This window comes from Polynucleobacter sp. UK-FUSCHL-C3 (assembly GCF_040409815.1).
Taxonomy (GTDB): Bacteria; Pseudomonadota; Gammaproteobacteria; order Burkholderiales; family Burkholderiaceae; genus Polynucleobacter.
In genome coordinates this window covers 929,524-955,407 of the sequence record NZ_CP099959.1, presented here as the reverse complement: position 1 = coordinate 955,407, position 25,884 = coordinate 929,524, and the positions used below count along the sequence as shown (strand labels likewise).

The window sequence follows — 25,884 nt, the reverse complement described above, 5'->3', positions numbered from 1 at the left end:
CGTGCCAAACCAACTCTCTGCTCGTAAGGACTTTGGCATCGAGCTTAGCGACGTCACTGCTTATCATCCTGCAGCGACTGCGCAAGCTCCCCCAGCGATTCAGGGGCTTAGTTTATCTATAGAGCCAGGCGAGCATGTAGCAGTCATCGGCCCATCTGGATCAGGCAAAACAAGCCTTTTATTAGTTATTGCCGCCGCTTTAAAAGTAAAGTCTGGAAAGGTCTTACTGAACCATCAGTCTGTTTGGGAGCTAGCTACTCGTAAACTACAAGAGCTACGAGGCAATCTTTTTTTTGCACCGCAAACCCCGCCATTACCTCCAAGACAACGCGTTATTACTGCCTTACTTGCAGCCAAATTACCAAGACAATCTTTCTTCGTAAGCCTAACTAGTCTGATCTATCCCAGGGATAGTAAAGAAGCTAGTGAGGCTCTTGCGCAATTTGACCTTGCCGATAAGCTTTGGCAACGGGTAGACCGACTCTCTGGCGGAGAGCGCCAACGGGTTGGCTTGGCGCGTGCCTTACTGTCTCCCGCAAAGATCTGGTTAATTGATGAGCCGCTCTCAGCCTTAGATCCAACCCGAGCACGACAGGCGATGGATAGTTTGATTACACATGCCAAAGATCATGGGATTACATTAATTACGAGCTTGCATCAGGTGGATGTAGCAACCAGCAAATTTCCTCGTGTCATCGGTTTGCGTGATGGGAAATTAGTCTTTGATCTGCCTAGCAGTGAGGTCAGTAAGGAACTATTGGCAGATCTGTATAGACAACACGAACACGAGCTGTACCAAAATGCGCCGGTCTTACCAGATAGCCCGCCTGAGCCAGCCCCAGTTAAGATTATTCATTGTCGGTGATCAGTGGTGACTGCAACTCTAGTTCAGCCTAGTAACCCCGCGCTCAGAGACCCGGCCTGGACCGGTCGACTATTTTGGTTCATTGCGCTGCTTATTCTTTTGGTACCGGCATTCGTAGCAACCGAGTTTAGGCCTTGGATTTTGCTTGAACCCGAGAACCTCAAAGTAAGCTCCAAATTTCTAGCTGATTTTTTTCCTCCCCAGACCAATCCAGAGTTTTTATTACTGATTGCTAAAGAGGCCTGGCGAACGATTGCAATAGCCACCGCCGGTACATTTCTGGCACTAGTGCTTGCGATCCCAATGACATTGATCTCAACACGAGTGTTATCAATCTCATCCCTATCGGGACGAATGCATCTTCTCCCTTTTGCCGTGCGTCAAGTAATCCGCTGGATCTTAATCATCCTGCGCAGCGTCCCCGAGTTAATTTGGGCTCTAGTATTTGTGAGGGTCGTAGGTCTTGGACCAGCTGCTGGGGTCTTAGCAATTGGTCTAACGTACTCAGGAATGCTTGGCAAGGTCTATACCGAGATCTTAGAGAGCGGTGAGCACCACGTGGCTACTAATTTAATGCGTAATGGCTCTAGCCGATTGCAGGCATTCTTTTACGGAGTCTTGCCACAGAACTCAACCGAACTAACTAGTTACACCGTATATCGCTGGGAGTGCGCCATTCGTGCATCTGCAGTACTGGGATTTGTCGGAGCAGGGGGCCTAGGGCAGCAACTGGATAACTCCATGCGTATGTTTAATGGCGGCGAAGTAGCAACCATTCTGATCGTCTTTATGCTCCTAGTTGGCCTAGCAGATCTATTAAGTGCATGGCTCAGAAAGGTCATGCAATGATTAACCCTCAAGCAAACCCATGGTTTCGGTGGAACTGCTCAGTGTGCTGGGTCACACTAGGCTTAGTGCTATTAACCATCCTTAGTTTTTGGACCCTTGATCTTCAGTTGGGCCGCTTATTTTCAGTAGATAGCGCTAAGCGTATGGGTCGGTTTTTAGGTGAACTACTATCGCCGGACCTACGAGCAATCTTTTTACATAAACTTTGGATCGCTGGGCTAGAGACTCTTGCGATGTCGGCAGTTGGCACTATCTTGGCAGCGTTCTTTGGCTTACTGCTTGCAATACCAGCTAGTAAAAGCCATGCTAATGATCCTGCGCATTGGCGCTTTTTGTGTCGCTTAGTACTAAACGGTCTACGCTCAATACCCGAGCTAGTGTGGGCCGCTCTAATTCTTATATCGGCTGGTCTAGGACCATTCGCTGGTACGTTAGCATTAGCACTTCACACCACGGGAGTGCTCGGTCGTTTGTTCTCGGAGTCGATTGAGAACGCACCGCAAGGTGCAGCGCAGGCACTGCGGGTTCAGGGCGCTTCAGAGAGCCAAGTATTTTTATATGCCACCTTACCCACTATCATTCCACAACTCATGTCTTACACGCTTTATCGCTGGGAGAACAATATTCGTGCGGCTGCTGTATTAGGCGTTGTGGGCGGCGGTGGCTTAGGACAAATGCTTGCTTTTCATATGGGACTATTTCAGATGCAAGAGACCAGCAGCATATTGATTGCCATCATTCTATTAGTCGTTCTGGTTGATACCATGTCATACGTCGCGCAACGCCTGATGTCACGCTAACCCCACTATGAACCCCTTAATCCTACAAGAGCTCACCATTGGTTTACAAGCGAAGCCGGCGCATATTGCCCCGAAGTTCTTTTATGACGAACTCGGCTCTAAGTTATTTGAAGCCATTACCTTGCTCGATGAGTACTATCCAACTCGCACCGAGGCGCACATTATGTCGCGTTACATCCACGAGATATCAGCGGCAGTGGGGGATTGCGATGCCTTAGTTGACCTAGGCGCTGGGAACTGCGCTAAGGCAAGCGCTTTATTTGAAAGTTTGCAGCCAAAACAATATTGGGCATTGGATATCTCAAAAACGTTCCTTGATACAGCAATTGCTAATCTACAAAAACAATTTCCTAACATTGCCATGATCGCCCAAGCATGCGATCTATCGCAAGCAATTCAGTTACCTGATATCGCTGCCCAGAAGAAGATATTTTTCTACCCAGGATCATCGATCGGTAATTTTGATCCCAAGGAAGCCCATCTATTTTTGCAAGGTATCGCTCAATTATTAAATGGCAGTGGTGGTCTGCTAATTGGGGTGGACCTTGTTAAGAATAGAGAAGTATTACATCGCGCTTACAACGATTCACTGGGTATTACGGCGGCATTTAATTGCAATGTCTTATTACACATTAACCGTTTAATCGGCACTAATTTTTGTTTAGAAGATTGGGAGCATGACTCCTTTTTTAATGAACAAGCATCTCGCATTGAAATGCATTTACGAGCCAAGCGAGACGTCACGGTTAGCTGGGATGGTCATTTGGCTGAGTTTTGTAAGGGTGAGACCATCCATACCGAAAATAGCTATAAATACACTCAGGCAGGTTTCCAAGACCTATTGAAGAAGGCCGGTTTTCAGAAAGTAGTCTCTTGGACTGATCAAAACCAGAACTTCATGGTCTGTTTTGCTAGTTTTGCATGAGGCCTAAATGGCTTAAAGCATCTTAGGCTCAATAGCTGCCTAAAGCCACTGGCTAATTATTTTGCACTGCATTAAAAATAGCCCTATTTACCTATCAAACAAAACTTGGGTAACTTAATTTTTACAGATTTTGGTGTAATAATTACTTTACTCAACTTATGTGAGGTAAACATGATGAACGACACAACTTTTATCACCCTTTTTATACTCTTTGGAGCATGTTTTGGGTTTGTAACGTATTCACAGCGGCACTTGTTTAGCGAGGGTCCTCACAAGGCGAGGACCTCAGATGACAACCCATTTGAAAGTCGTATTTTTTGGGTCGCGCTTTGCGCTTTGCTTTGGCCAATTTTGGTCGTCACCAGAATCCATAGCGCCTGGCTACTTCACAAACGCAGGAAGCAAGCTCAACATGCAGTCTTGCATTGATGTTTTAAATGGTCAGCTAAGCAGTAAGAACTAGAATAAAAAAAGCCCAAGGCCTAAAACCTTGGGCTTTTGCATTACAGAGGCCTATTACTTACACACTAACCGTATCCGCCACACTACTAAAGTCTTTGATCTTGTCAAAGTTCATGTAGCGATAGACATCATCGGCTTTGGCATTAAGCGATTGCACTTGCTCAAGATACTCTGCCATAGTTGGGATTCTGCCAAGGAGGGCAGCTACGGCAGCAAGTTCTGCTGAAGCAAGATAAACACGCGTATCGATTCCTAAACGATTCGGGAAGTTACGTGTCGATGTGGATACCGCAGAAGCACCTTTACGCATCTGCGCTTGGTTGCCCATACACAAAGAACAACCTGGAGTTTCCATGCGAGCACCTGTGCGCCCCAAGATACCGTAATAGCCTTCTTCTGTGAGGATCATCGCGTCCATCTTCGTAGGTGGTGCAATCCATAAACGCGTTGGGATATCGGTCTTACCTTCTAAGATCTTGCCAGCAGCACGGAAGTGACCAATATTGGTCATGCACGAACCAATGAACACCTCATCAATCTTGTCACCCTGTACTTCCGACAAGAACTTCACATCGTCAGGATCATTGGGGCAAGCCAAGATGGGCTCTTTGATCTCGTTCATGTCGATCTCAATGACCTCGAAATAATCGGCATCGGCATCAGCCTTGAGTAATTGTGGATTAGCAATCCACGACTCCATCGCTTTAATGCGACGGGTGAGGGTGCGCTTATCTTCATAACCATTCGCAATCATCCACTTCATCAAGGTGATGTTAGAACGCATGTACTCGATGATGGGTTCTTTATTGAGATGCACAGTGCATCCACCAGCAGAACGCTCAGCCGAGGCATCGGACAGTTCAAAGGCTTGTTCCACCTTGAGATCAGGCAATCCTTCAATCTCGAGGATCCGACCTGAGAACACATTCTTCTTACCTTTTTTCTCAACGGTGAGAAGACCGCGCTTAATGGCATAGAGCGGTATTGCGTTGACTAAATCACGCAAGGTAATACCGGGCTGCATCTTGCCCTTAAACCGAATCAATACTGACTCTGGCATATCCAAGGGCATCACACCGGTTGCGGCTGCAAAGGCAACGAGACCTGAGCCTGCAGGAAAGGAGATGCCAATGGGGAAGCGCGTATGACTATCGCCACCAGTGCCACAGGTATCAGGAAGTAATAAACGATTTAACCAACTGTGGATCACACCATCACCCGGACGTAGGGCAACGCCACCGCGATTGGTCATAAACGCAGGCAACTCATGGTGCGTGCGAATATCAACGGGCTTGGGATAGGCCGAGGTGTGGCAGAAGGATTGCATCACGAGATCTGCCGAGAACCCTAAACACGCAAGATCTTTCAACTCATCACGGGTCATCGGACCGGTGGTATCTTGTGAGCCGACCGTGGTCATATGGGGTTCGCAATAGGTACCAGGACGAACACCTTGACCCTCTGGTAATCCACAGGCACGACCGACCATCTTCTGTGCCAAGCTAAAGCCCTTCTTATTATTAGGAGGACTAATGGGAACACGGAACTCGGTGGATGCAGGCAGACCTAAAGACGCACGCGCTTTCGCAGTTAGACCACGACCCACGATGAGAGGAATACGACCACCAGCACGTACTTCATCCAAAATCACTGGGGACTTCAATGCGAAGTCGGTAATCACCGCACCATTTTTATAAACCTTGCCCTCGTAAGGGCGCAGTTCAATCACATCGCCCATGTTCATTTGATTGACATCAAGCTCAATTGGCAGAGCGCCCGCATCTTCCATGGTGTTAAAGAAGATTGGTGCAATCTTGCTACCCAAACAGACTCCACCAAAGCGCTTATTTGGAACAAAGGGAATATCTTGGCCGGTCCACCACAAGACCGAGTTGGTCGCTGACTTGCGAGAAGAACCGGTACCCACTACATCACCCACATAGGCGATCTGATGACCTTTTTGTTTCAAGGCCTCAATTTGTTTCATGGGACCGCGCACACCAGCTTCATCGGGCTCAATGCCAGGACGGGGGTTCTTGAGCATGATGGTGGCATGCAGGGGAATATCGGGACGGCTCCACGCATCGGGTGCAGGGGATAGATCATCGGTATTGGTCTCACCGGTGACCTTAAAGACCGTCAGGGTCATGGATTCTGGGACAGCGGGGCGACTAGTAAACCATTCGGCATTGGCCCAACTCTGGATTAGAGCCTTGGCATTTGCATTACCTTTGTTGGCTAAGTCATTGACATCATTGAAGTAATCAAACATCAATAAGGTCTTTTTCAATGCCTCCGTAGCTGCCGCGGCACAGTCTTTGTCTTCTAAAAGTTCAACCAGCGGTTTGATGTTGTAACCACCGAGCATCGTACCCAGTAACTCCGTTGCCTTGACCTTGGAGATCAATGGAGAAGCAATCTTCCCTTTGGCAACAGAATCCAAAAACTCTGCCTTGACCTTGGCCGCCTCATCAACACCAGCAGGTACTCTATAACTAATGAGTTCTACGAGTTCTGCTTCTAAACCCTTGGGAGGATTAAGCAGTAATTTAAGGAGTTCAGTAGTTTGGTCTTTGGTAAGCGGAAGTGCGGGGATGCCTTGTGCGGCACGTTCAGCAACATGGGTTTGATATGCGTCTAACATGGGTTTCCTGATCAGAAATGAGCCTAAAAGAGTAGGCTATATTGTAAAACTTTACTGACAGGCAATCCAGCCAAAATACCCCTAAACCGGGTGCATTTAGAGGATTTCTTCGTGCTTTAAGGCCCAAACCAAGGCAACTACCCAACCCAGCAAAGACCAGCCTAAAAAGAGGTTTAGGGCAAAGATCGCCCCCGTATTGGCGCGCTTACGATAAACCGCAACCGCTGTAGGGAGCAGGTAAAAGAGGGTTAGTAGGGTGATCAGTAAGGCGGCTAGAAATCGCATCCATTGATTCTACCTAGGGCAAGCCCGAATCATCTTTTTTTAGACAGATGCGCCGCTATCGCTATAATTGCGTATTACCAACAGACGTTAAGCGATGACCAAATACGTTTTTGTCACTGGTGGTGTAGTTTCTTCCCTCGGGAAAGGAATTGCAGCCGCCTCGCTTGCCGCGATTCTTGAATCCCGCGGCCTGAAAGTCACCCTCCTAAAATTAGACCCCTACATCAATGTAGACCCTGGAACCATGAGTCCGTTTCAGCATGGCGAGGTCTTTGTGACCGAAGACGGCGCCGAGACCGATCTCGATCTTGGACACTACGAACGTTTTGTGAGCGCCAAGATGCGCAAGAGCAATAACTTCACCACCGGTCAGATCTATGAGTCGGTGATTCGGAAGGAACGTCGCGGCGAGTATCTGGGTAAGACCGTGCAGGTCATTCCACACATTACCAATGAGATACAAGCTTTTGTGGAGCGGGGTGCAAAGGCTAGTCACGATGGTAAAGCCGATGTTGCAATCTGTGAGATCGGTGGCACTGTTGGTGATATTGAGTCACTCCCATTTCTAGAAGCTGCGCGCCAAATGAGCTTGCGTCTGCCAAAAGGCGACTGTGCCTTTGTGCATTTAACTCTTGTGCCATGGATACAAAGTGCCGGGGAGCTGAAAACGAAACCAACCCAACACTCGGTACAAAAGCTACGTGAGATTGGTATCTTGCCAACCGTATTACTCTGTCGTGCCGATCGACGCATTCCAGAAGATGAACGCGCCAAGATCTCGCTCTTCTCCAATGTGCGTGAAGAAGCAGTGATCTCGGTCTGGGATGTCGACACCATTTATAAGATTCCAGAGATGTTGCAAGCACAGGGCATGGATGAGTTGATCTGCAAAGAGCTCAACATCCAAGCCAAGCCTGCTGATCTTGCGATGTGGACCCACTTGGTCTACGAGATGGAGAACCCACAGCACGAGGTCACCATTGGCATGGTGGGTAAGTATGTGGACCTTACTGAGTCCTATAAATCATTAATCGAAGCCTTACGGCATGCAGGTATTCATAATCACACCAAGATCAATATTCGGTATATCGACTCCGAGCGCTTAGAGCAAGGTAATCTCGAGTGCTTGCACGATCTTAATGCCATCTTAGTACCTGGAGGCTTTGGTAAGCGCGGCACCGAGGGCAAGATCAAAGCGATTCAATACGCGCGTGAGAACGCAGTTCCTTATCTCGGTATTTGCTTAGGGATGCAACTGGCTGTGATTGAGTTTGCCCGCCACGTTGCCAAGATAGAGGCAGCGAACAGTACCGAGTTTGATCCAGAGACCCCCAATCCCGTGGTTGCGCTTATTACCGAATGGCTTGATCGCGAAGGCAAGATTGAGAAGCGGGCAGCCGATTCTGATCTAGGCGGCACCATGCGCTTAGGATCGCAGCGTTGCCCCGTGAAAGCAAACACCTTAGCGCACAGCATCTATGGCAATGAAGTGAACGAACGTCACCGCCATCGCTATGAGGTCAACAATATCTACGCACCTAAATTAGAGAAGGCAGGCATGATCATCTCAGCGCGTACTCCAACCGAGGATCTTCCTGAGATGATGGAGTTACCGCAGAGCATGCATCCATGGTTCTTTGGGGTGCAGTTCCACCCCGAGTTCACTTCCACACCGCGTGATGGACACCCCCTTTTCTTGGCATTCATCCGCGCAGCACTCGCGCGCCAACAATCCAAAACCGCAGTTGCTGCTTAATCCAACACGCATCCATCATGTTTAAAAAACTCTGCGGCTTTGATATTGGCTTAGATCAACCATTCTTTCTGATTGCAGGACCATGTGTGATCGAGTCAGAACAGTTCTCGATCGATACCGCAGGGCAGATTAAGACGATCTGCGCAGAACTGGATATTCCATTAATTTATAAATCATCCTTTGACAAAGCCAATCGCTCGTCGGGTTCATCCTTTCGCGGCTTAGGCATGGATAAAGGTTTAGAGATCTTGGCAAAGGTAAAGAAACAAATTGGGGTGCCAATCCTCACCGATGTGCACGACATTAGCGATGTCTCCTCGGTAGCAGCGGTGGTCGATGTTCTGCAAACCCCCGCATTTCTGTGTCGCCAAACTAATTTCATTACAGCGGTGGCGCAAAGCGGTAAGCCTGTGAACATCAAGAAGGGTCAGTTCTTATCTCCTTACGAGATGAACAATGTGATCGATAAAGCCAGAGCGGCGGCCCAAGAGAAAAATCTTCCCGATCAATTTATGGTCTGCGAGCGCGGCGCTAGTTTTGGGTACAACAACTTGGTCTCGGATATGAGAAGTCTCGCGATCATGCGCAGCACAAAAGCCCCCGTGGTTTTTGATGCTACCCACTCGGTGCAATTACCAGGCGGTCAAGGAAGTAGTAGCGGTGGACAACGCGAGTTTGTCCCCGTACTTGCTAGAGCAGCGGTAGCGGTTGGTATTAGTGGCTTATTTATGGAGACCCACCCCAATCCTGCTAAAGCGCTATCGGACGGACCGAACGCTGTACCCCTAGAACATCTGAAAGAGCTCTTGGCATCCTTAAAGGCCATTGATGCTAGTGTTAAACAGAACAACCTATTTTTAGAAGATCGCTTTGCAAATTACTCGTAGTGCGATCGAGTTCTAAGACCATTTATTGAGGAGATTACATGAGTGCCATCGTTGACATTATTGGAAGAGAGATCTTAGATTCCAGAGGAAACCCCACGGTGGAGTGCGATGTATTGCTAGAGTCAGGCGTCATGGGTAGAGCAGCCGTACCATCGGGTGCTTCCACTGGATCACGCGAGGCTATCGAGCTGCGCGATGGGAATCAAGAGCGCTACTTAGGTAAGGGCGTACTCAAAGCGGTTGAGAACATCAATACCAAAATTGCAGAGACCATCATGGGCCTCGATGCGACCGAACAAGCCTTCTTGGATCGCACCCTTAATGATCTAGATGGTACCCACAACAAAGCCGGGTTGGGAGCCAATGCCACCCTAGCGGTATCTATGGCTGTTGCTCGTGCTGCAGCAGAAGAGGCCGGCTTACCCCTGTATCGCTATTTTGGTGGATCAGGTGCCATGCAACTCCCCGTACCAATGATGAATATTGTGAATGGTGGGGCGCATGCCAACAACAGTCTCGATATTCAAGAGTTCATGATCATGCCCGTGGGTGCTGAAAGTTTTCGGGAAGCACTGCGCTGTGGTGCAGAAATATTTCATGCGCTCAAGAAAATCCTACACGATAAAGATATGCCGACCTCGGTTGGTGACGAAGGTGGCTTTGCACCGAACTTCAAGAGCAATCAAGAATGCTTACAAACCATTCTGAGTGCCATTGAGAAAGCAGGGTACAAAGCCGGTGACGATGTGCTACTGGCGCTTGATTGTGCCGCAAGCGAGTTCTACAAAGATGGTAAGTACCATTTGGCTGGAGAAGGTTTGCAACTAAGTTCCACCGAGTTTGCTGATTACTTAGCCAACCTAGCAGATCAGTTCCCCATTGTCTCGATTGAAGATGGTATGCACGAGGGAGATTGGGATGGTTGGGCGACCCTCACCCAAAAATTAGGACAGAAGATCCAGTTGGTTGGTGATGATCTATTTGTGACCAACACGCGCATTCTCAAAGAAGGTATTGATAAGGGGATTGCTAATTCAATTCTGATTAAGATCAATCAGATTGGCACCCTGACCGAGACCTTTGCCGCGATTGAGATGGCTAAGCGCGCTAATTACACCGCCGTGATCTCGCATCGCTCGGGAGAGACCGAAGACAGCACCATTGCAGATATTGCCGTAGGCACTAATGCAGGTCAGATCAAAACGGGTTCACTCTCACGCTCTGATCGGATTGCGAAGTACAACCAACTCTTGCGCATTGAAGAAGATCTGGGAGACATTGCAAGCTATCCTGGTAAGGCTGCGTTTTATAACCTCCGCAATTTAGGTAAATAAGCAAAACACAGCATGCGCCTGATTATCTATTCCATGCTGGGTTTACTGATCCTTATTCAGTACCCACTGTGGTTTGGTAAGGGCGGCTGGATCAAGGTGTATGAGCTCGAGCGCCAGCTTGAGGCCCAGCAAGATAAAAATGCAGCACTTGAGATACGTAATAACAAGTTAGCCGGAGATGTAAAAGATCTCAAAGAAGGAAAGCTAGCCATTGAAGAGCGTGCGCGTACAGAGCATGGCATGATCAAAGAGGGCGAGTACTTTGTACAGATCGTGCCTAAAGACAATAGCGGGCCCAGTTCTACCACTGCGCCACCTAACCCAAAGCAATAAAACACAGTAGGGCGCTAGTGTCCCTTAGAGGGAGGCCGCACCGCATCAGTAAGGGTTGAACTAGCAAAGGCTTGCTTACAGTCCACCGGATCAAAGCGGTACTGCATCCCACAAAAATCGCAGGTGGTCTCAACCATTCCTTGCTCAACCAAGATGCTATCAACCTCTTCTTGACCCAGCATCCGAATGACATCGGCTACACGTTGTCGTGAGCAGCGGCAGGCAAAGCGTACTAAACGAGTCGGGAAACTACGCACCCCATACTGCGTGGACTCTTCTAAAAAGAGGCGGCGCAAGAGGGTCTCTGGGGAGACCGTCAACAATTCCTCATTGGTAATCGTATTACCCAAGATCTGGATGCGCTCCCAACCTTCACTCATCATCACAGGGTCGTATTGCGAGGCACCCCCTGTATCGGGCAGGCGCTGTAATAAAAAGCCACCCACTGAGTCAGGGCCACACGCTAACCATACGTGAGTATCCAATTGCTCTGAGTTTTGCATATAGAGCATGATGGCCTCGCTGACCGACTCAATTGGTTCTAGTAAACCGGGATGCGAAGGCGATGGCCGATTTAGTGCCACGATGCCTTGATAGGGAGCTTGTGAGGCTTTGCGATCACTAGGGTCTAAGGTAATGGCTAGACGTCCACTCCCTTCGGCATCGAGTAACTCCGCCAAGGTGGCGTTATCGGGGATCTCGGTAACATTGGGATTAAGTTTTACGGTCGCTCGCACCTCGAGTTGCGAAGTGCATTCCACCACTAACAACTGAATCGGACCCTGACTCTGCGCCTGAATAATTAATGTGCCATCAAGCTTAATACTGGCAGTAAGCAGGGTAGCTGCCGCCACAAACTCACCCATGAGAGCGCGCACCGCGGGAGGATCATTGCGACGCTCCACAATACTTTGCCAAGTACTGCCCAAAGACACAAACTCACCGCGCACCGGAGCGCCATCGCAGACAAAGACCAAAAGCTCATTCATAACCTGAGATAATAATCCCCATGCGTATTCGAACTCGATTTGCCCCTAGCCCCACCGGCTTTATTCATTTAGGTAACCTTCGCAGCGCTCTTTACCCTTGGGCGTTTGCCCGCAGCAAGGGAGGGGATTTCATTCTGAGGATTGAAGACACCGATCAAGAGCGCTCATCGTTAGAAGCCGTTGAGGTGATCTTAGAGGGTATGCACTGGTTAGAAATGGACCCCGATGAGGGCCCCATCTATCAGATGCAGCATATGGATCGCTATCGCGAGGTTCTCAAGCAGATGCTTGCCGATGGCAGTGCGTATTACTGTTATATGAGTGAGGATGAGCTCAACCGCCTGCGCGATGAGCAGATGGCCAATAAACAGAAACCGCGTTACAACGGATTTTGGAGACCTGAGTCTGGTAAGACCTTACCGACACCTCCCAAGGATGTTAACCCCGTCATTCGGTTTAAAAACCCGATTGGGGGATCGGTGATCTGGAACGATGCTGTGAAGGGCATGATCGAGATTAGCAATGAAGAATTAGATGACCTAATTATTGCTAGACCAGATGGCACCCCAACCTATAACTTCTGTGTGGTGGTGGATGATCTTGATATGAAGATCACCCATGTAATCCGAGGTGATGATCATGTCAACAACACCCCCCGACAAATTAATATCATGAAATCCCTCGGTGGTACACCACCGGTCTATGCACATCTCCCAACCGTACTCGATGAGAGTGGCGAGAAGATGAGTAAGCGTAATGGGGCACTAAGCGTACGCGATTACCAAAAGAAGGGCTACTTGCCCGAAGCCATACTCAATTACCTAGCTCGCCTTGGTTGGTCACATGGTGATGTGGAGATCTTTAGTAAAGATCAGTTCATTGGCTGGTTTGATCTAGAGCATTTGGGTCGATCACCCGCACAACATAATCCCGAGAAACTCCTTTGGCTCAATCACCATTACATCCAAAACGGGGACCCTAAGCGCCTTGCTCAATTATGTAAGCCGTTTGCCGATCAACAAAGTATCAACATCGCCCAAGGCCCTAACTTTGAGGCCGTGGTGGCATTACTGAAAGATCGCGCCAATACCTTATTAGAGATTGTGGAAGGGGCTAAGCTCTTTTATCAAGACCGGCCGCAACTGAGCTCACAACAAATCCAAGAGAACATCCCAGAAAATATTCGGCCCGCGATCACCGAGTTTAGAGAAGCGTTAAAGACTCAAGAAGCCCAAAGCAAGGAGCAGGTTGGGGCTCTCTTAAAGACCATATTGACTCAACACAATCTCAAAATGCCTGCTTTAGCCATGCCAATTCGGTATGCGCTCTTTGCTACGACCCAGACCCCAGCCCTTGATGCTGTGATTGCAGTATTGGGTAAAGAGGAAGTAATCGAGCGTCTAGCAAAAATAGGCTAAAATCTTGGATTGTTTTGGAAGTGCGTAGACGCGAGGGGGTATAGCTCAGCTGGGAGAGCGCTTGCATGGCATGCAAGAGGTCAGCGGTTCGATCCCGCTTATCTCCACCACCAAACAAAGTAGTAGAAAGTAAGAGAAGTTTTGGTAGTCCAAGGTCCCCATCGTCTAGAGGCCTAGGACATCACCCTTTCACGGTGAGTACGGGGGTTCGAATCCCCCTGGGGACGCCAGTCATGCGATGACAAGCATGATGCTTTATACGGAGCGGTAGTTCAGTTGGTTAGAATATCGGCCTGTCACGCCGAGGGTCGCGGGTTCGAGTCCCGTCCGCTCCGCCAATTTCTTTTGATACGTATTGACGTATTGCCCGACTCACCAAAGTTTGCTCAAATGACATGATCAATTGATAAGAACAGTGAGCTCCCAAATGAACAAAACAATCCTAACTTGCGCAGTAACAGGTAATCTCACCAAACCTGAGATGACCCCGTATCTGCCCATTACCCCAAAGCAGATTGCAGACTCCTGCCTAGGGGCTGCTGATGCCGGAGCCGCAGTAGTGCATATTCATGTGCGTTACCCCGAGACCGGCAAGCCATCGATGGAGTTGGATCACTATGCTGAAGTCCTGCATCTCATTAAGGCGCAGAACAAAGAACTCATCATTAATCTCACCACCGGTCCTGGTGGACGCTATGTGCCCACCGAAGGTGACCCCAAAGTCTTTGCACCCGGCACAACCTTATGCGACCCCCTCAAACGAGTCGAGCATGTCGCAGCACTAAAACCAGAAATTTGTTCATTGGATCTCAACACCATGAACTCGGGTGCCGATGTGGTGATGAACACCCCCAGTAACGTCCGCAAGATGGCAAAGGTTATTCGTGAGGCAGGGGTGATGCCAGAGCTTGAGATCTTTGATAGCGGGGACCTAAATCTTGCCAAAGATCTGATTGCAGACGGCACAGTAGACGGTCCTGGACTCTACACCTTTGTCATGGGCGTGAAGTACGGCCTTAATACCGACCCAGCTACCTTACTTTATATGCGCGATCAACTTCCCAGCGGGGCGATCTGGGCCGCCTTTGGTATCAGTCGAGCTGAGTTCCCCATCGTAGCCCAAGCATGGCTCTTGGGCGGTCATATCCGTGTCGGCATGGAAGACAACATCTATCTGGAGAAGGGTGTGCTCTGCGAGAGCAATGCCCAACTCGTTAGCAGAGCCAAGCGGATCATTGGCGACCTTGGAGGACAGTTAGCCAGTTCTAACGAAGCCCGACAGATGCTAGGACTATAGTCAATGACCCACGTTCATTACCTGATACGTAAGATCCTTCTATCTTTCCTGCTCATCCCGGGGTTGGTGAGTGCCATGACCATTGGTCAGACTGTGGAGCTTGGCAAGCTTGAGACCTTCGCAGGTACCAACTACTCATTGCCTGCGAATAACAGTAAAAATACCTTGGTAATGATCTGGGCCTCCTGGTGCCCCTTTTGCCAACGCCAAAATGTCTATCTCGAGAAGTTCGTCAAGCAAGTACCACCGAACAGTATCAACGTCATCACTATCTCGATTGATAAGAACCCAAAGTTAGCCAAAGACTATATGAGTAAGCACGGCTATACATTCCCAGCAGCGATGATGACCCCCGAGCTCAACCAATCGCTCGGTAAAGTAAAAGGTATTCCTATCCTCCTTATTCTGGATAAGAACAACAAGATCATCCATAAAGAGATGGGGGAGATGTTTGAGGAAGACTTTGCTGACCTAAAACGCTTTGCTAAGTAAATAACGGGAGATGTATTTATTCTGAATGGCCGTGCTATATTGAATCAGACCAGCTTTAAGAACGTTTCTTAACCGCATTGCCACTAAAGGGTGATTGCCATGAAACCAAAAAATACGGAGGGGCCATTTAATTTTGATGGTCGAGAAGTGTATTTTGATCTTGAGAAGAGTGAGTTTTGGGACTCCAAAACAGACAGCTATCTTGATCATGCGATTGGTCTGGTATTAATTGATTTGTACTTTGGCCATCAGAAAGCACCTCTAGGCCCCAAAAAATAGACTGGCTAATAAAAAGCATTCTGGGCAATTAAAAAAGGTGCTAACCTGAGGCATATTACTTACTCGTGGGGGATATATGGAGCTCGATAGCGTAACGCTAGGCCTAATTTTTTCAGGTGTGGGAGTCGCTACACTGCTGATCATTATTTTCGGTAGTCGTAAACCAAACGATCACGATCATTAAACGAAATGGCCAACTAAGGCTCACTCCCGTGACCTTATGATTGGATCGTTAAAGGCCTACGATGCATAGTTCTTCAGGGCCTTTTCTAATTCAGCTCTCACTTTTGTCTTAAGACTAGCAGGGCCAACTACTTCAACCCCATCGCCATGCTTCATGATCTCCATGACCAACTCCGGATCTTGGTTGTAATCAAACTCCAAGAGGTAGCTACCATCTTTATCAAAACTAGCAACTTGCTGGCCGTGCCAAGTCTCTGCGGAGACCCAGCGTGCTTTCTCAGGAGTAAAGCGTAATTTGGCGCGCTGTGTTGCTTTACCAGAAAAGATGCCATAGCTCTCAGCAAAGTTCTCATGAAGTTGCTTCTCAGGGATTTCATCAGCCTTATCAGTTAGCAGGTGAGCCGATAGGATGCCATCCATTGCAAAGCTGCGTAGGCCCTTACGTAAATGGCAATAGGCATCTAAGTACCAGTTATCGCGATAGAAAATAATGCGCTGGGGAGAGACCTCGCGCTCAGTGGTCTCATTTTTGCCCTTAGCGTAATACTTCAGATGAAGACGTTGGCGCTTTAGTAAAGAGACCCCAACTTCCTCAAAGTTTTCTAAGTTCTTCTTACGCGCTGACATGCCAAATACCTTAATGCGCTTGCGTAATTCTTTAGCGGACACCTTGGATTGACCCAAAAGACCATCGACGATATCCATCAGCGGTGAGATGTGCGGACTTAAAAGGCCATCGGTATCAAGATTGGCGAGTAAGTGCTGCATGAGAACGAGGGCAGTGGCCTCTTTCTCCGAGAACCATAAGCCTGGTAACTCAATCTTGGCACCGTGATTAGGCTTATCAAAACGATAACCACCCATGGAGCGGTCATGCACGATTGAAGCATTCATACGATCGCGTAGGTACTCGAGATCTCGCTTAAACGTGGCTTTGGAGATCTCTAAGGTATGTAAGAAGTCATCAATGGGAACGCAACCCCGACTCTGAATCATGTATTTGATGCGATGCAAGCGCTCCATATCGCCCATATCAGTCTCCTTAAATAATTAGCAGAGCCTATGATCGATGACTACAGGCTCATTATATGAGCTAGTATAGATAAAATTACTGGCATTGCAAAGAGCGTAAAAATGATCCACTGCTCCTAATGGGGTAGCATCAGGTCTATGCACAAGGCTTACTCCACAACTAAATCAAGATGAACCTCCACGCGGACTTCAAAGAACGTATCGTCCTTAATCATCATGCGCTGCCATGGCAGATGAGCCCAGAGCCCGGCGTAGAGCGCAAAATGCTCGACCGAATAGGAGACGAGGTAGCGAAAGCAACGAGCATTGTGCGTTACGCAGCAGGCGCAAAGTTTGCTTCGCATACCCACGATCTTGGCGAAGAAATATTGGTCCTTGATGGTGTCTTCAGTGATGAGACCGGCGACTACCCAGCAGGAACATACCTCATGAACCCGCCAGGCTCGTCACACGCTCCATTTAGCAAAGAGGGCTGCACACTCTTTGTCAAACTTCGTCATTTGGGATCTGAGCAAACCGAACGCGAGATTGTGAATACCCACACAGCGCAATGGTTGCAAGGACTCGTACCGGGGCTGACGGTGATGCCTCTCATGCGCCAAGGAACAGGATCGACGCTAGTACGCTGGGCACCGCAGACCTATTTCAACCCTCACCGCCACCATGGGGGTGAAGAGATCTTCGTGGTTGATGGAGTCTTTGAGGACGAACATGGTCGCTACGAAGCCGGCTCATGGATTAGAAGCCCCCATATGAGCATGCACAAGCCATTTAGCAAAGAGGGCTGCACCATCTTTGTAAAGACCGGGCATTTACTCTAGGGCAGAGGTGACTAAGGATTGCCCAAGTAATCGCGCTTGCCAATCACAACGCCATTGGTACGCAAGATGGCATAGGCCATCGAGCTATGAAAGTACACATTGGGGATGGCATGCCCTAATAAAAACTGCATGCCCTTGTAATGGGTTTCTTTATCACCGCGCTTGGTCACAATCGCTTTGTCCTCAGTACCATCGATCTGCTCGGGTTTAAAACTCCCCATAAACGCAATGGTTTTGGCAAGACGCTCTTGCAACTCTGCAATGCTACTCTCAGTATCTTCATAGGCAGGGATATCAACGCCTGCTAAACGTGCTACGACCCCTTTAGCGGTATCGGCCGTAATTTGGATCTGACGGGTAAAATTAAACATATCAGGATATAAGCGGTAGTGCAGTAGTGCGTTGGCATCTAACTTCTTATCTGTAATATGGTCTTGTGCTTTTTGCAAGACATTGGATAAATTAGTGAGCGCATTAATAAGTCGAGGTACGCTAGCCTGATACATGGAAATAGTCATTTTGTTCCTTAGGATTTAAAAGAGAATGAATAAGAATACTCGCATTAGCAACTAAGCATTATTTACATATCACTTTGAGCGCCCACCAAATGGAACGACTACCTTGTATTGAAATTGAGACCGCTGAGCATCCCACCGCAGCCGTAATTTGGCTTCATGGGCTTGGCGCTGATGGCAACGACTTTGCCTCCATCTTGCCCCAACTCGATCTCTCGGCATGTCCGGGTATCCGCTTTATCTTCCCTAGCGCTCCTAGCATGCCTGTGACCGTGAACGGTGGTTATGTGATGCCCGCCTGGTATGACATTATTGGCAGAAGTCCAAACGATCGCGAGGATGAGTCTGGTATTGAGCGTTCGGCTAAGGCTATCCAAGCCCTCATTGAACACGAATGCAGTCATGGCATTGCCCCCAACAAAATAATCTTGGCTGGATTTTCACAAGGCTGTGCGATGGTCTTGCACACAGGGCTGCGCTACCCGCAAGCCTTGGGTGGCATCATGGCCTTATCCGGTTACTTGCCCCTTAGAGACTCCTTTGTTAAAAACCGCAACCCCGCAAATCAACAGACCCCCATCTTCATGGCGCATGGTGAGTGGGATAGTGTGATTACGCTAGATCGCAGTGAGTACTCTAAAGACGTACTCGAAGCCAATGGCTATGCGGTGCAGTGGCAGACCTATGCCATGGAGCATTCGGTACATCCCCATGAGATTGTGGATATCGGAAATTTTCTGCGTCGGGTATTAGCTACCTAAGGCCATGCTACGCATGAGAATACTCACCCTGTGTCTCATGATGGTGCTGGGCGTTTTTCATCTCAGTACGGTCGTTGCGCAAACCATCCAATCGGAGAAACAGTCCTTTCGGGTCGTGCCACTCACTCAAGGTTTGCAATACCCGTGGTCAGTGGCTTTCTTACCCGATGGGCGACTACTCATTACCGAACGTGCAGGGCGTCTTCGGATCGTGCAAAAAGATTTCACGCTCGATCCCAAGCCCGTTAGCGGATTACCAGACATTATTGCAAGCGGCCAAGGCGGATTGTTTGATGTGGTCTTACACCCGCAGTACTCTAAAAATGGTTGGATCTATTTTGCATACAGCGCACCTGGCTCAGGGGGTTGGGGTACCGCATTGGCACGCGGCAAACTCCTCGGTGATCAAATGACCAACGTACAGGTGCTCTTTAGCATGGAGCCAAAGACTCGTTCGAATCACCATTTTGGTGGGCGCATCGTCTTTGATGAGGGAGGCTATGTCTATCTCACCTTGGGTGATCGTGGTGAGATGGCGCGAGCACAACAATTAGATGATCACGCTGGCTCGATTATTCGTTTGCACGATGACGGCAAAGTTCCCAAAGACAATCCATTTGTAAATAGGGCAGGGGCTAAGCCCGAGAAATTTACTTTAGGTAATCGTAATGTACAAGGTGTGGCAATCCATCCTAAAACAGGAGAGGTCTGGACACATGAACATGGACCGCAAGGGGGCGATGAGATCAACATCATTAAACCCGCTCGTAACTATGGCTGGCCGATTATTACCTACGGCGTTAATTACGGCTTTGGTACAAAGATTGGGGAAGGAACGGTAAAGGCGGGTCTTGAACAACCTTTGTATGTCTGGGTTCCCTCAATTGCTCCTTCTGGGATGGCCTTTTACAAGGGGAATGCATTTGCCAACTGGAACAATCATCTATTCATTGGAGCCTTACGCGCAGAGACCTTGTTACGCCTAGAACTACAAGGAGACAAAGTGGTCCATGAAGAACGCTTACTCCAAGGAAGCATTGGACGGATTAGAGACGTGCGGGTTGGTCCTGATCAATACATCTACCTCTTGACCGACGAGCGCGCAGGCGGTTTATATCGACTCGAACCCAGTAAATAGCAAGTATCTAAACGGACCTGATTGGGCCGATTTGACTTCATGGAAGTGCTGTGCCAAATTGCAGTAGACTCCATTAATCTTGAGTAAACCGCCGATCCAAGGAAAGCACGATGCCTGATATTTATCGCTACATTACCGCTGCAGAAAAAACAATCCTAGTACTCATTGCCCTCTTTACGATTTATGCCGTGGGTATTGAAATGTGGAAAGTTGTGCAAACCGGTGATGTTGCCTTAACCGATTTGCTGCTCATGTTCATCTATGCCGAGGTCTTAGGAATGGTGGCCGGTTTTTATAAGTACCGCAAAATACCAATCACGATTCCAATCTTTATTGCTATTACAGCGCTGTGCCGCTTGATTATCTTGCAAGGTAAGGGTGTCAATAGCGTGGATCTGATCTATGAGAGTGGGGCAGTGCTCTTATTAGGCTTGGCTGCTTTGGTGATTCGTTGGAACTTAATTAAATTAAAACGCGATACCAACGAACCCAATCTTTAGAGGGCTCGGTCATCACAGCGCATCCCACAACGCATCCCACAGCGCATCGTTCTCCCAAATAAAAAAGGGTCCGCTATGGACCCTTACTAAGGTACATCAATAGAAAAACTTATTGAATGCCCATTACCTTTTTGGCTTCACCAAGGCTTGCCATGGATTCGGTATGCTGACCCGCTTTGTGCTGTTCTTCACCCTTAGCGCGCAAACTCTGGACCTTGCTCATATCGGCAGAGCTTAACTTAGCCGTTGGCATCGCTGCATCAATCTTTTTCATCTCACCTGGGCAGCCGTGCGCCAAGGCAAAACTCGATAGACACATGAGGGATGTTGCTAGTAATACTTTTTTCATATGAATCTCCAAAGACGTAATTAAATTAAATCCAAACAAATAGTAATCTAAAACCAAGATTATTGTTGCTTCGAGCCCTCAACAATGCGGCGCCCCAAAGAAATGGCATAGGGAGCTGTTCTAGCACGCAACATCGGATCTGCGGCGCCTTCTACTCCGACAGGCATGATATTGGGGTCAAAGGTAATGTTTAAGCATGGACCGCTGCCATCAGGGGCGACCGCCACAATTTTGAGAACACCCAAGGTAATCTTCTTGCGTCCTTCAGGAAGGGGAACGGTTGCGTTGGTGAGCGTATCGCCTGCTTGAGCAACTTCCAGATTAAAGTTAAACGCTGCATTGCCCGCTGCGACCCGTTGGCGTAAATCGTCAAATAAGAAGTTAGGCCCTTTTGCTTTGGCTTCCTCATCGGTCAAGGTTTGTACGCCCCCAACCGGTTCAAAAATCCATTTACCCCAAACCTTCTCTTTTTTGGCATTGGAGAGGCCAAAGCCATGGACTCCCCAATAATTGGTGGCAGCATAACTAGCCGGGACTGGCTGGGAGGCAAAGTATCTACCCTGAATCAATACCTCAGGATTGGCATCGGCAAAGGCCTTCACTTTGACTGGGTCAGCAACCTTCGTAGTTGGGTCAGGCTGGGTGGATTGCAAGCGACCCATGAGTTGATCGGGTGTTGCAGAACCGAATACCGGTGCAGAAATATTCCCCATTTGCCAGACTTCATTTTTGGGAAGATTAAATTGCAACGCTAAATTACGTTGAGTCTTCGTGTTATCCGCAGCCTTGGGATTAGCACCGCCCACTGAAAAACGCACAACCACCGGAATTGGTTTGCCACTAAACGCCGAAGCAGTAGAGATCTTGCGACCTTCAGCACTGCCAATAAACTCGCCAGTGGCACAAATACCCTTTGCACCCGAGCGACGAAAGCCCTCAAACTTTCCACCGGTCGCCTCAAACTGATTGACCATGGTATTAGGGTCGGGATTGGCGTGAACGAGTGTGGGGGTCAAACTGACCAGTCCTAAGGAAACTGCCAAGGAAGATGCGAGGCAATACGTTATTGTTTTCATAAAGATAACCCTATTGAATTTAGTGGCAATCCAAATCGTACTACTGTCTAGGAAATAAATCAGGTGTCCAAAATTATTGCACTGCATTAGATTGCTGGCTTATTTCACTAATTTCACATCACCATTTAGTCAGAAGACCAAAACCACATATTGATAGAACACAGCAATAGAATCCTGTAGGAAGATCCCTACAGCAAAATCCTCCCTTATTGATTCCCAATCAAAAACTAAATCGTTAATCTAAAACTCCTCAAATCAGATTTAAAAAGGAGATGTATGTTGACAAACGAAGAGGTGATGTTGGAAGTAGATATGATGTTGGATGAAGAGCATAGAAGACTTTCGCAAGAGATTAATAAACACGAGTTCTATCTTCGTGTTGTTGAGCATACTCAGTGGATACGTCAAGACAACGATCGCCTAGAAGATTTACTCCGTATCTATAGAGATAAATTGATCGAAGAAGCTAGACTAGAACAATTAGACAGTCCATTCGATAGCAATAAGACCAATCACTAACCTCTAAAGGAAATAAAATGCTACTCGTCGTAGAGCTTGTTCATCTACGCTCAAAATTCATACGCTTTGAGTTCGGAGCACTCTTTCTGGTCTTAATCATGGTGTTCATTCTGCTAACCGGATCATTTGGTTACTACTTTGGATCCTTCGTTGGATTAATGAAGTGATATGAACGATAATGGTGGTGTAGTCACACTGCACCACCCATCATGACCCTTAAATCAACCGACCTCGCCAAACGCCAAGGGCTCACCATTGCCCACCGCATGAAAAACGCCACCAAGGCGGATCTTGCCAAGAAGACCGGCAAGGGCAAAGACGGCATTAAAACGAACCCACTTTTGCAATCGATCCTGGGTAAGGTCAACAAAGACAACAATAAAGACTAATTAGTAGTCACCCCGAGTCATCTAGACTCATCTATAGTAATTGGTTATAAAAGAGAGCAATATGCAAACTATTGGTTCTCAAAACCCCAATTTAGCCCTCAAAATAGCCATTTTTTGTAATAGACTAGTTCTCATAGTAATGAATCAGGGAGATGAGCATGCAAGCCGGTCAAGCAATTAGCACAGTGGGAAGTATTCCGGGGTATATAAAAGGAAGTTGTGCTTGGCAGGGCAAAGACATCCAAGAGAGCCCAAGTTGGATCGTGCACTGGACCCCCGCGCAAATTGCTGAACTAGAAACTGCTGCCGATCACTTTGCTAAAACCGGCATTGCACTAGAGAACATCACCACCGAGTCTTTCCCAGTAGCGACCCTAAAACCATTTATCGCCGATGTATTGCATGAGCTCATGCAAGGCCGTGGCTTTGTGATGCTGCGCGGCCTACCAATTCAGAACTGGTCGATTGAGAAAGCAGCCACCATCTATATGGGCATTGGACGCCACATGGGGAGCTTGCGCAGTAGTAATGGCAAAGGCCATCTCCTTGGGCATGTTCGTGATCAAGGCGCCAAAGTCGAAGCAGGCGCTCGTTTTTACCAAACCAATAAGAAGCTTGATTACCACACCGACTCAGCTGACATCGTTGGCTTACTCTGTTTACAAAAAGCCAAAGAGGGTGGGGAGTCATTTATTGCTAGCTCGATGGCGCTCTATAACGAAATGGTTAAGCGTCGCCCCGATCTGATCCCAGCAATGTTCACCCCGTACCCAACGGATCGTCGCGGTGAAGTACCCGAGGGCAGAGACCCATGGTTTGAGATCCCCATCTTTAATTGGTATCAAGGGCATCTATCGTGCGTGTATCTGCGCCACTATATAGAAGAAGCCCAAAGTAGATTCCCCAATGCACCACGACTCACTACAGAACAAATCGAGGTGATGGATCTGATCGATGCGATCTTGCAAGAACCAGGCTTTCCTCTGCAGATGGCCTTTGAACCGGGTGATATCCAGTTCTTACACAACCATCAGATCTTGCACTCTAGGAATGATTTCTTTAACTGGCCAGAACCAGAACGGGCCCGCCATCTGCTGCGTCTGTGGATTGCACCCACCACCGCTCGACCACTGCCCGATTACTTTGCCTCCCGCTGGGGCTCTGTAACCCCCGGAGATCGAGGCGGCATCATCGTGCCAGGAACCAAACTATCGGTAGAGCTAACGGTCTAGAAGATCCAAGGTCTTTAAAAGACCTAAAGATTTTATGGTCAATTGACCTAGTTAATACCCTTATTGGATTGCCCCCAACTGGCTTGTACTATGGTCAGTTCTATATAGAACATCCCAATGTGGAGGAGACCCCATGTTTTTAAGTAAACGCCTTATTGCTAAGTCAGTGATCACAGGGGCATTAATAGCTGCCCTCGGCACAGGAACTGCATTTGCCCAAAGTTACCCCAACAAAACGATCACCCTCGTAGCACCGTATGCAGTGGGTGGCGATAGCGATTTCTCAGGCAGAAATCTCTCGGTCGTTGCAAGTAAGCTCATCGGGCAGTCGGTCATTGTTACTAACATCGTTGGTGCCTCAGGTACGATTGGCTCACAGCGCGTTAGAACTGCAGCCCCAGACGGATACACCTTATTGGTATCACGCGGTGGCTCACAAGCAATCACCCCAGCACTCGATAGCAGCACACCGTATAAGTGGAATGATTTCACATTCATTTCACTACTCGATTTCAATCCCGTGGTGTGTGTCGTGAAACCCGATGCGCCTTACAAAACGATGAAGGATCTGATTGATGCCATTCGTGCAAATCCTGGTAAGTTGAACTATGCAACCGCTGGTCCTGGAACAACCCAACACTTAGCAGTGGAAGTCATCCTCAGTCAATTAGGATTGCCATCCACCGCGGCGATGATGATTCCGTATAAGGGAGGTGGCGAAGCAACCACGGCATTACTTGGCGGACAAGTACAGTTCATTTGTAATAACCTCACCACCATGGTTGGTCAGATTAAGGGTGGCGCGATGCGCGCACTCGTAACTTCAACACCCAATCGCCTAAAAGAATTCCCAGACGTGCCTACAGCAAAAGAGATGGGCATTGGTAATCTAGAGCAAGTGATGGGATGGAGCGGACTCTATGGCCCACCCGGACTTCCTGCTGAAGTCGTTACGAAATGGCAAGCTGTCCTCAAAGAAGTAGCAAAAGATCCAAACTGGCTACGTGGTAACGATACGGTTGGTGCAATCCCAGCGATTCGCTCACCACAAGATACCGAGAAATTTGCCAAAGAGCAATTTGATCTTTATAGCAAACTAGGTACCCAGCTAAATCTCAAAAAATAATCGAGTAACACCTGCACGAACGGCCCACAAAGATAGCTGCGTGGGCCGTTTTGCTTCCCGTACCCATTCAAGAAATACGCCATGACCACCCCAGCCATCATCTCTGTTGCGATTACCGGATCCGTCCCTCGTAAAAAAGACTGCTCTGGATTACCAGTAACCGTCAGCGAACAAATTGAGTCAACCCATGCGGCCTATGAAGCAGGCGCAGCTCTGGTGCACATTCATGTGCGCAAGCCCGACGAGAGCCCAAGCTCAGACCCGGATCTTTTTGCCCAAGTGCAAGAGGGCATTCGTAAACATTGCCCAGACATGATTGTGCAGTTCTCTACGGGTGGCAGAGGGCGCAGTCAAAGTGAGCGCGGTGCAATGCTCAAGCACGCTCCCGATATGGCATCCCTCGCAACCGGATCAGTGAACTTCCCCAACATGATCTATGAGAACCCACCATCACTCATCGACGAGCTCGCCCAAGCGATGCAAACGTATCGCGTCAAGCCAGAAATCGAGATTAAATGCAAGAAATACCTATGATTTAGTATTCAGGCATCAAGACATGGGGGGGTGGGTCTCTAGCCAATAAAAAACTCAACGGTGCTGCTTAATTGCATAAGAGATTATTAATTAA

Annotated in this window: 29 protein-coding genes, 3 tRNA genes and 1 pseudogene; 26 read left to right on the top strand and 7 right to left on the bottom strand. The window is 48.3% G+C overall.

From position 1 onward, the window contains the following. The first annotated feature begins 1 nt into the window (after position 1). From NKE59_RS04790 to NKE59_RS04770, 5 genes are all read left to right on the top strand, one after another. The gene (locus NKE59_RS04790; protein ID WP_353437825.1) at positions 2–865 is read left to right on the top strand and encodes an ATP-binding cassette domain-containing protein; all 864 of its coding nucleotides are present in this window, start codon (positions 2–4) and stop codon (positions 863–865) included. A 6-nt stretch (positions 866–871) separates the two neighbouring features. Further along, complete coding sequence (locus NKE59_RS04785) at positions 872–1,714, top strand: ABC transporter permease (RefSeq protein ID WP_353437824.1); 843 nt, start codon at positions 872–874, stop codon at positions 1,712–1,714. Then, a complete protein-coding gene (phnE, locus tag NKE59_RS04780) occupies positions 1,711–2,514 on the top strand; it encodes a phosphonate ABC transporter, permease protein PhnE (protein WP_353437823.1) in 804 nt (267 codons plus the stop codon). Before NKE59_RS04785 ends, phnE begins: the two co-directional genes overlap by 4 nt. A gap of 7 nt (positions 2,515–2,521) precedes the next feature. Further along, complete coding sequence (gene egtD / locus NKE59_RS04775) at positions 2,522–3,439, top strand: L-histidine N(alpha)-methyltransferase (protein WP_353437822.1); 918 nt, start codon at positions 2,522–2,524, stop codon at positions 3,437–3,439. Between the two features lie 289 nt (positions 3,440–3,728). Continuing rightward, a complete protein-coding gene (locus tag NKE59_RS04770; protein WP_353439864.1) occupies positions 3,729–3,902 on the top strand; it encodes a hypothetical protein in 174 nt (57 codons plus the stop codon). A gap of 57 nt (positions 3,903–3,959) precedes the next feature. On the opposite strand, the gene acnB is transcribed toward NKE59_RS04770, so the two are convergent. Next, positions 3,960–6,545 (bottom strand): bifunctional aconitate hydratase 2/2-methylisocitrate dehydratase, encoded by a 2,586-nt coding sequence (gene acnB / locus NKE59_RS04765; RefSeq protein ID WP_353439863.1) that lies wholly within the window; start codon positions 6,543–6,545, stop codon positions 3,960–3,962. A 96-nt stretch (positions 6,546–6,641) separates the two neighbouring features. Beyond that, positions 6,642–6,830, bottom strand: a complete 189-nt coding sequence (locus NKE59_RS04760) for a superinfection immunity protein (protein ID WP_353439862.1) — start codon at positions 6,828–6,830, stop codon at positions 6,642–6,644. Between the two features lie 94 nt (positions 6,831–6,924). On the opposite strand from NKE59_RS04760, the gene NKE59_RS04755 reads away from it, so the two are divergent. The 4 genes from NKE59_RS04755 to ftsB are packed head-to-tail and all read left to right on the top strand — an operon-like array spanning position 6,925 to position 11,140. Further along, the gene (locus tag NKE59_RS04755; RefSeq protein WP_353439860.1) at positions 6,925–8,586 is read left to right on the top strand and encodes a CTP synthase; all 1,662 of its coding nucleotides are present in this window, start codon (positions 6,925–6,927) and stop codon (positions 8,584–8,586) included. A gap of 17 nt (positions 8,587–8,603) precedes the next feature. After that, positions 8,604–9,473 (top strand): 3-deoxy-8-phosphooctulonate synthase, encoded by an 870-nt coding sequence (gene kdsA / locus NKE59_RS04750; protein WP_353439859.1) that lies wholly within the window; start codon positions 8,604–8,606, stop codon positions 9,471–9,473. A gap of 38 nt (positions 9,474–9,511) precedes the next feature. Next, on the top strand, positions 9,512–10,807 hold the full coding sequence (gene eno, locus NKE59_RS04745) for a phosphopyruvate hydratase (RefSeq protein WP_353439858.1): 1,296 nt from the start codon (positions 9,512–9,514) through the stop codon (positions 10,805–10,807). A gap of 12 nt (positions 10,808–10,819) precedes the next feature. Continuing rightward, the gene (gene ftsB, locus NKE59_RS04740; protein ID WP_353439857.1) at positions 10,820–11,140 is read left to right on the top strand and encodes a cell division protein FtsB; all 321 of its coding nucleotides are present in this window, start codon (positions 10,820–10,822) and stop codon (positions 11,138–11,140) included. 14 nt (positions 11,141–11,154) lie between these two features. Here the strand turns inward: ftsB and NKE59_RS04735 are convergent, their stop codons facing one another. Further along, on the bottom strand, positions 11,155–12,129 hold the full coding sequence (locus NKE59_RS04735; RefSeq protein ID WP_353439855.1) for an Hsp33 family molecular chaperone HslO: 975 nt from the start codon (positions 12,127–12,129) through the stop codon (positions 11,155–11,157). Between the two features lie 14 nt (positions 12,130–12,143). On the opposite strand from NKE59_RS04735, the gene gltX reads away from it, so the two are divergent. The 7 genes from gltX (at position 12,144) to NKE59_RS04700 (ending at position 15,615) form a co-directional block, all read left to right on the top strand. Then, positions 12,144–13,547, top strand: coding sequence for a glutamate--tRNA ligase (gene gltX / locus NKE59_RS04730; protein ID WP_353439915.1), 1,404 nt, complete (start codon positions 12,144–12,146; stop codon positions 13,545–13,547). Between the two features lie 34 nt (positions 13,548–13,581). Then, positions 13,582–13,657, top strand: a tRNA-Ala gene (locus NKE59_RS04725). A 44-nt stretch (positions 13,658–13,701) separates the two neighbouring features. Further along, a tRNA-Glu gene (locus tag NKE59_RS04720) sits at positions 13,702–13,777 on the top strand. 31 nt (positions 13,778–13,808) lie between these two features. Beyond that, positions 13,809–13,885 (top strand) — tRNA-Asp (locus NKE59_RS04715). 89 nt (positions 13,886–13,974) lie between these two features. Beyond that, positions 13,975–14,844: a 3-keto-5-aminohexanoate cleavage protein gene (locus NKE59_RS04710; protein WP_353439854.1), complete on the top strand. Its 870-nt coding sequence runs from the start codon at positions 13,975–13,977 to the stop codon at positions 14,842–14,844. Positions 14,845–14,847: 3 nt separating this feature from the next. After that, positions 14,848–15,336, top strand: coding sequence for a TlpA disulfide reductase family protein (locus tag NKE59_RS04705; protein ID WP_353439853.1), 489 nt, complete (start codon positions 14,848–14,850; stop codon positions 15,334–15,336). 99 nt (positions 15,337–15,435) lie between these two features. Further along, positions 15,436–15,615: a hypothetical protein gene (locus tag NKE59_RS04700; protein ID WP_353439852.1), complete on the top strand. Its 180-nt coding sequence runs from the start codon at positions 15,436–15,438 to the stop codon at positions 15,613–15,615. Between the two features lie 240 nt (positions 15,616–15,855). On the opposite strand, the gene NKE59_RS04695 is transcribed toward NKE59_RS04700, so the two are convergent. Next, positions 15,856–16,830, bottom strand: a complete 975-nt coding sequence (locus NKE59_RS04695; protein WP_353439850.1) for a WYL domain-containing protein — start codon at positions 16,828–16,830, stop codon at positions 15,856–15,858. A 170-nt stretch (positions 16,831–17,000) separates the two neighbouring features. On the opposite strand from NKE59_RS04695, the gene NKE59_RS04690 reads away from it, so the two are divergent. Beyond that, positions 17,001–17,651: a cupin domain-containing protein gene (locus tag NKE59_RS04690; protein ID WP_353439848.1), complete on the top strand. Its 651-nt coding sequence runs from the start codon at positions 17,001–17,003 to the stop codon at positions 17,649–17,651. An 11-nt stretch (positions 17,652–17,662) separates the two neighbouring features. On the opposite strand, the gene NKE59_RS04685 is transcribed toward NKE59_RS04690, so the two are convergent. After that, the gene (locus NKE59_RS04685; RefSeq protein ID WP_353439847.1) at positions 17,663–18,169 is read right to left on the bottom strand and encodes a DUF1993 domain-containing protein; all 507 of its coding nucleotides are present in this window, start codon (positions 18,167–18,169) and stop codon (positions 17,663–17,665) included. 89 nt (positions 18,170–18,258) lie between these two features. Here NKE59_RS04685 and NKE59_RS04680 point away from each other — a divergent pair, with 89 nt between their 5' ends. The 3 genes from NKE59_RS04680 to NKE59_RS04670 all read left to right on the top strand — a co-directional run bounded on the left by NKE59_RS04680 (position 18,259) and on the right by NKE59_RS04670 (position 20,565). Continuing rightward, complete coding sequence (locus NKE59_RS04680; RefSeq protein WP_353439846.1) at positions 18,259–18,927, top strand: carboxylesterase; 669 nt, start codon at positions 18,259–18,261, stop codon at positions 18,925–18,927. 13 nt (positions 18,928–18,940) lie between these two features. Further along, on the top strand, positions 18,941–20,065 hold the full coding sequence (locus NKE59_RS04675; RefSeq protein WP_353439845.1) for a PQQ-dependent sugar dehydrogenase: 1,125 nt from the start codon (positions 18,941–18,943) through the stop codon (positions 20,063–20,065). 110 nt (positions 20,066–20,175) lie between these two features. Beyond that, complete coding sequence (locus NKE59_RS04670) at positions 20,176–20,565, top strand: phosphate-starvation-inducible PsiE family protein (RefSeq protein WP_353439844.1); 390 nt, start codon at positions 20,176–20,178, stop codon at positions 20,563–20,565. 109 nt (positions 20,566–20,674) lie between these two features. Here NKE59_RS04670 and NKE59_RS04665 read toward each other — a convergent pair whose 3' ends face one another. Both NKE59_RS04665 and NKE59_RS04660 read right to left on the bottom strand, forming a co-directional pair. Then, the gene (locus tag NKE59_RS04665; protein WP_353439842.1) at positions 20,675–20,914 is read right to left on the bottom strand and encodes a hypothetical protein; all 240 of its coding nucleotides are present in this window, start codon (positions 20,912–20,914) and stop codon (positions 20,675–20,677) included. A 59-nt stretch (positions 20,915–20,973) separates the two neighbouring features. Further along, complete coding sequence (locus NKE59_RS04660; protein ID WP_353439841.1) at positions 20,974–21,990, bottom strand: catalase family peroxidase; 1,017 nt, start codon at positions 21,988–21,990, stop codon at positions 20,974–20,976. A 276-nt stretch (positions 21,991–22,266) separates the two neighbouring features. On the opposite strand from NKE59_RS04660, the gene NKE59_RS04655 reads away from it, so the two are divergent. The 6 genes and pseudogenes from NKE59_RS04655 to NKE59_RS04630 all read left to right on the top strand — a co-directional run. Beyond that, positions 22,267–22,509, top strand: coding sequence for a hypothetical protein (locus NKE59_RS04655; protein WP_353439840.1), 243 nt, complete (start codon positions 22,267–22,269; stop codon positions 22,507–22,509). A 17-nt stretch (positions 22,510–22,526) separates the two neighbouring features. Further along, positions 22,527–22,676, top strand: coding sequence for a hypothetical protein (locus NKE59_RS04650; protein WP_353439839.1), 150 nt, complete (start codon positions 22,527–22,529; stop codon positions 22,674–22,676). Positions 22,677–22,718: 42 nt separating this feature from the next. Continuing rightward, positions 22,719–22,898 carry a hypothetical protein gene (locus tag NKE59_RS04645; protein ID WP_353439838.1) on the top strand — a complete coding sequence of 60 codons (180 nt, stop codon included), beginning with the start codon at positions 22,719–22,721 and terminating at the stop codon, positions 22,896–22,898. Positions 22,899–23,056: 158 nt separating this feature from the next. Beyond that, a complete protein-coding gene (locus NKE59_RS04640) occupies positions 23,057–24,130 on the top strand; it encodes a TauD/TfdA family dioxygenase (RefSeq protein WP_353439837.1) in 1,074 nt (357 codons plus the stop codon). Positions 24,131–24,263: 133 nt separating this feature from the next. Continuing rightward, positions 24,264–25,256 carry a tripartite tricarboxylate transporter substrate binding protein gene (locus NKE59_RS04635; protein WP_353439836.1) on the top strand — a complete coding sequence of 331 codons (993 nt, stop codon included), beginning with the start codon at positions 24,264–24,266 and terminating at the stop codon, positions 25,254–25,256. 81 nt (positions 25,257–25,337) lie between these two features. Further along, positions 25,338–25,769: pseudogene (locus NKE59_RS04630) on the top strand (3-keto-5-aminohexanoate cleavage protein); the annotation flags it as partial. Between the last annotated feature and the right edge of the window lie 115 nt (positions 25,770–25,884).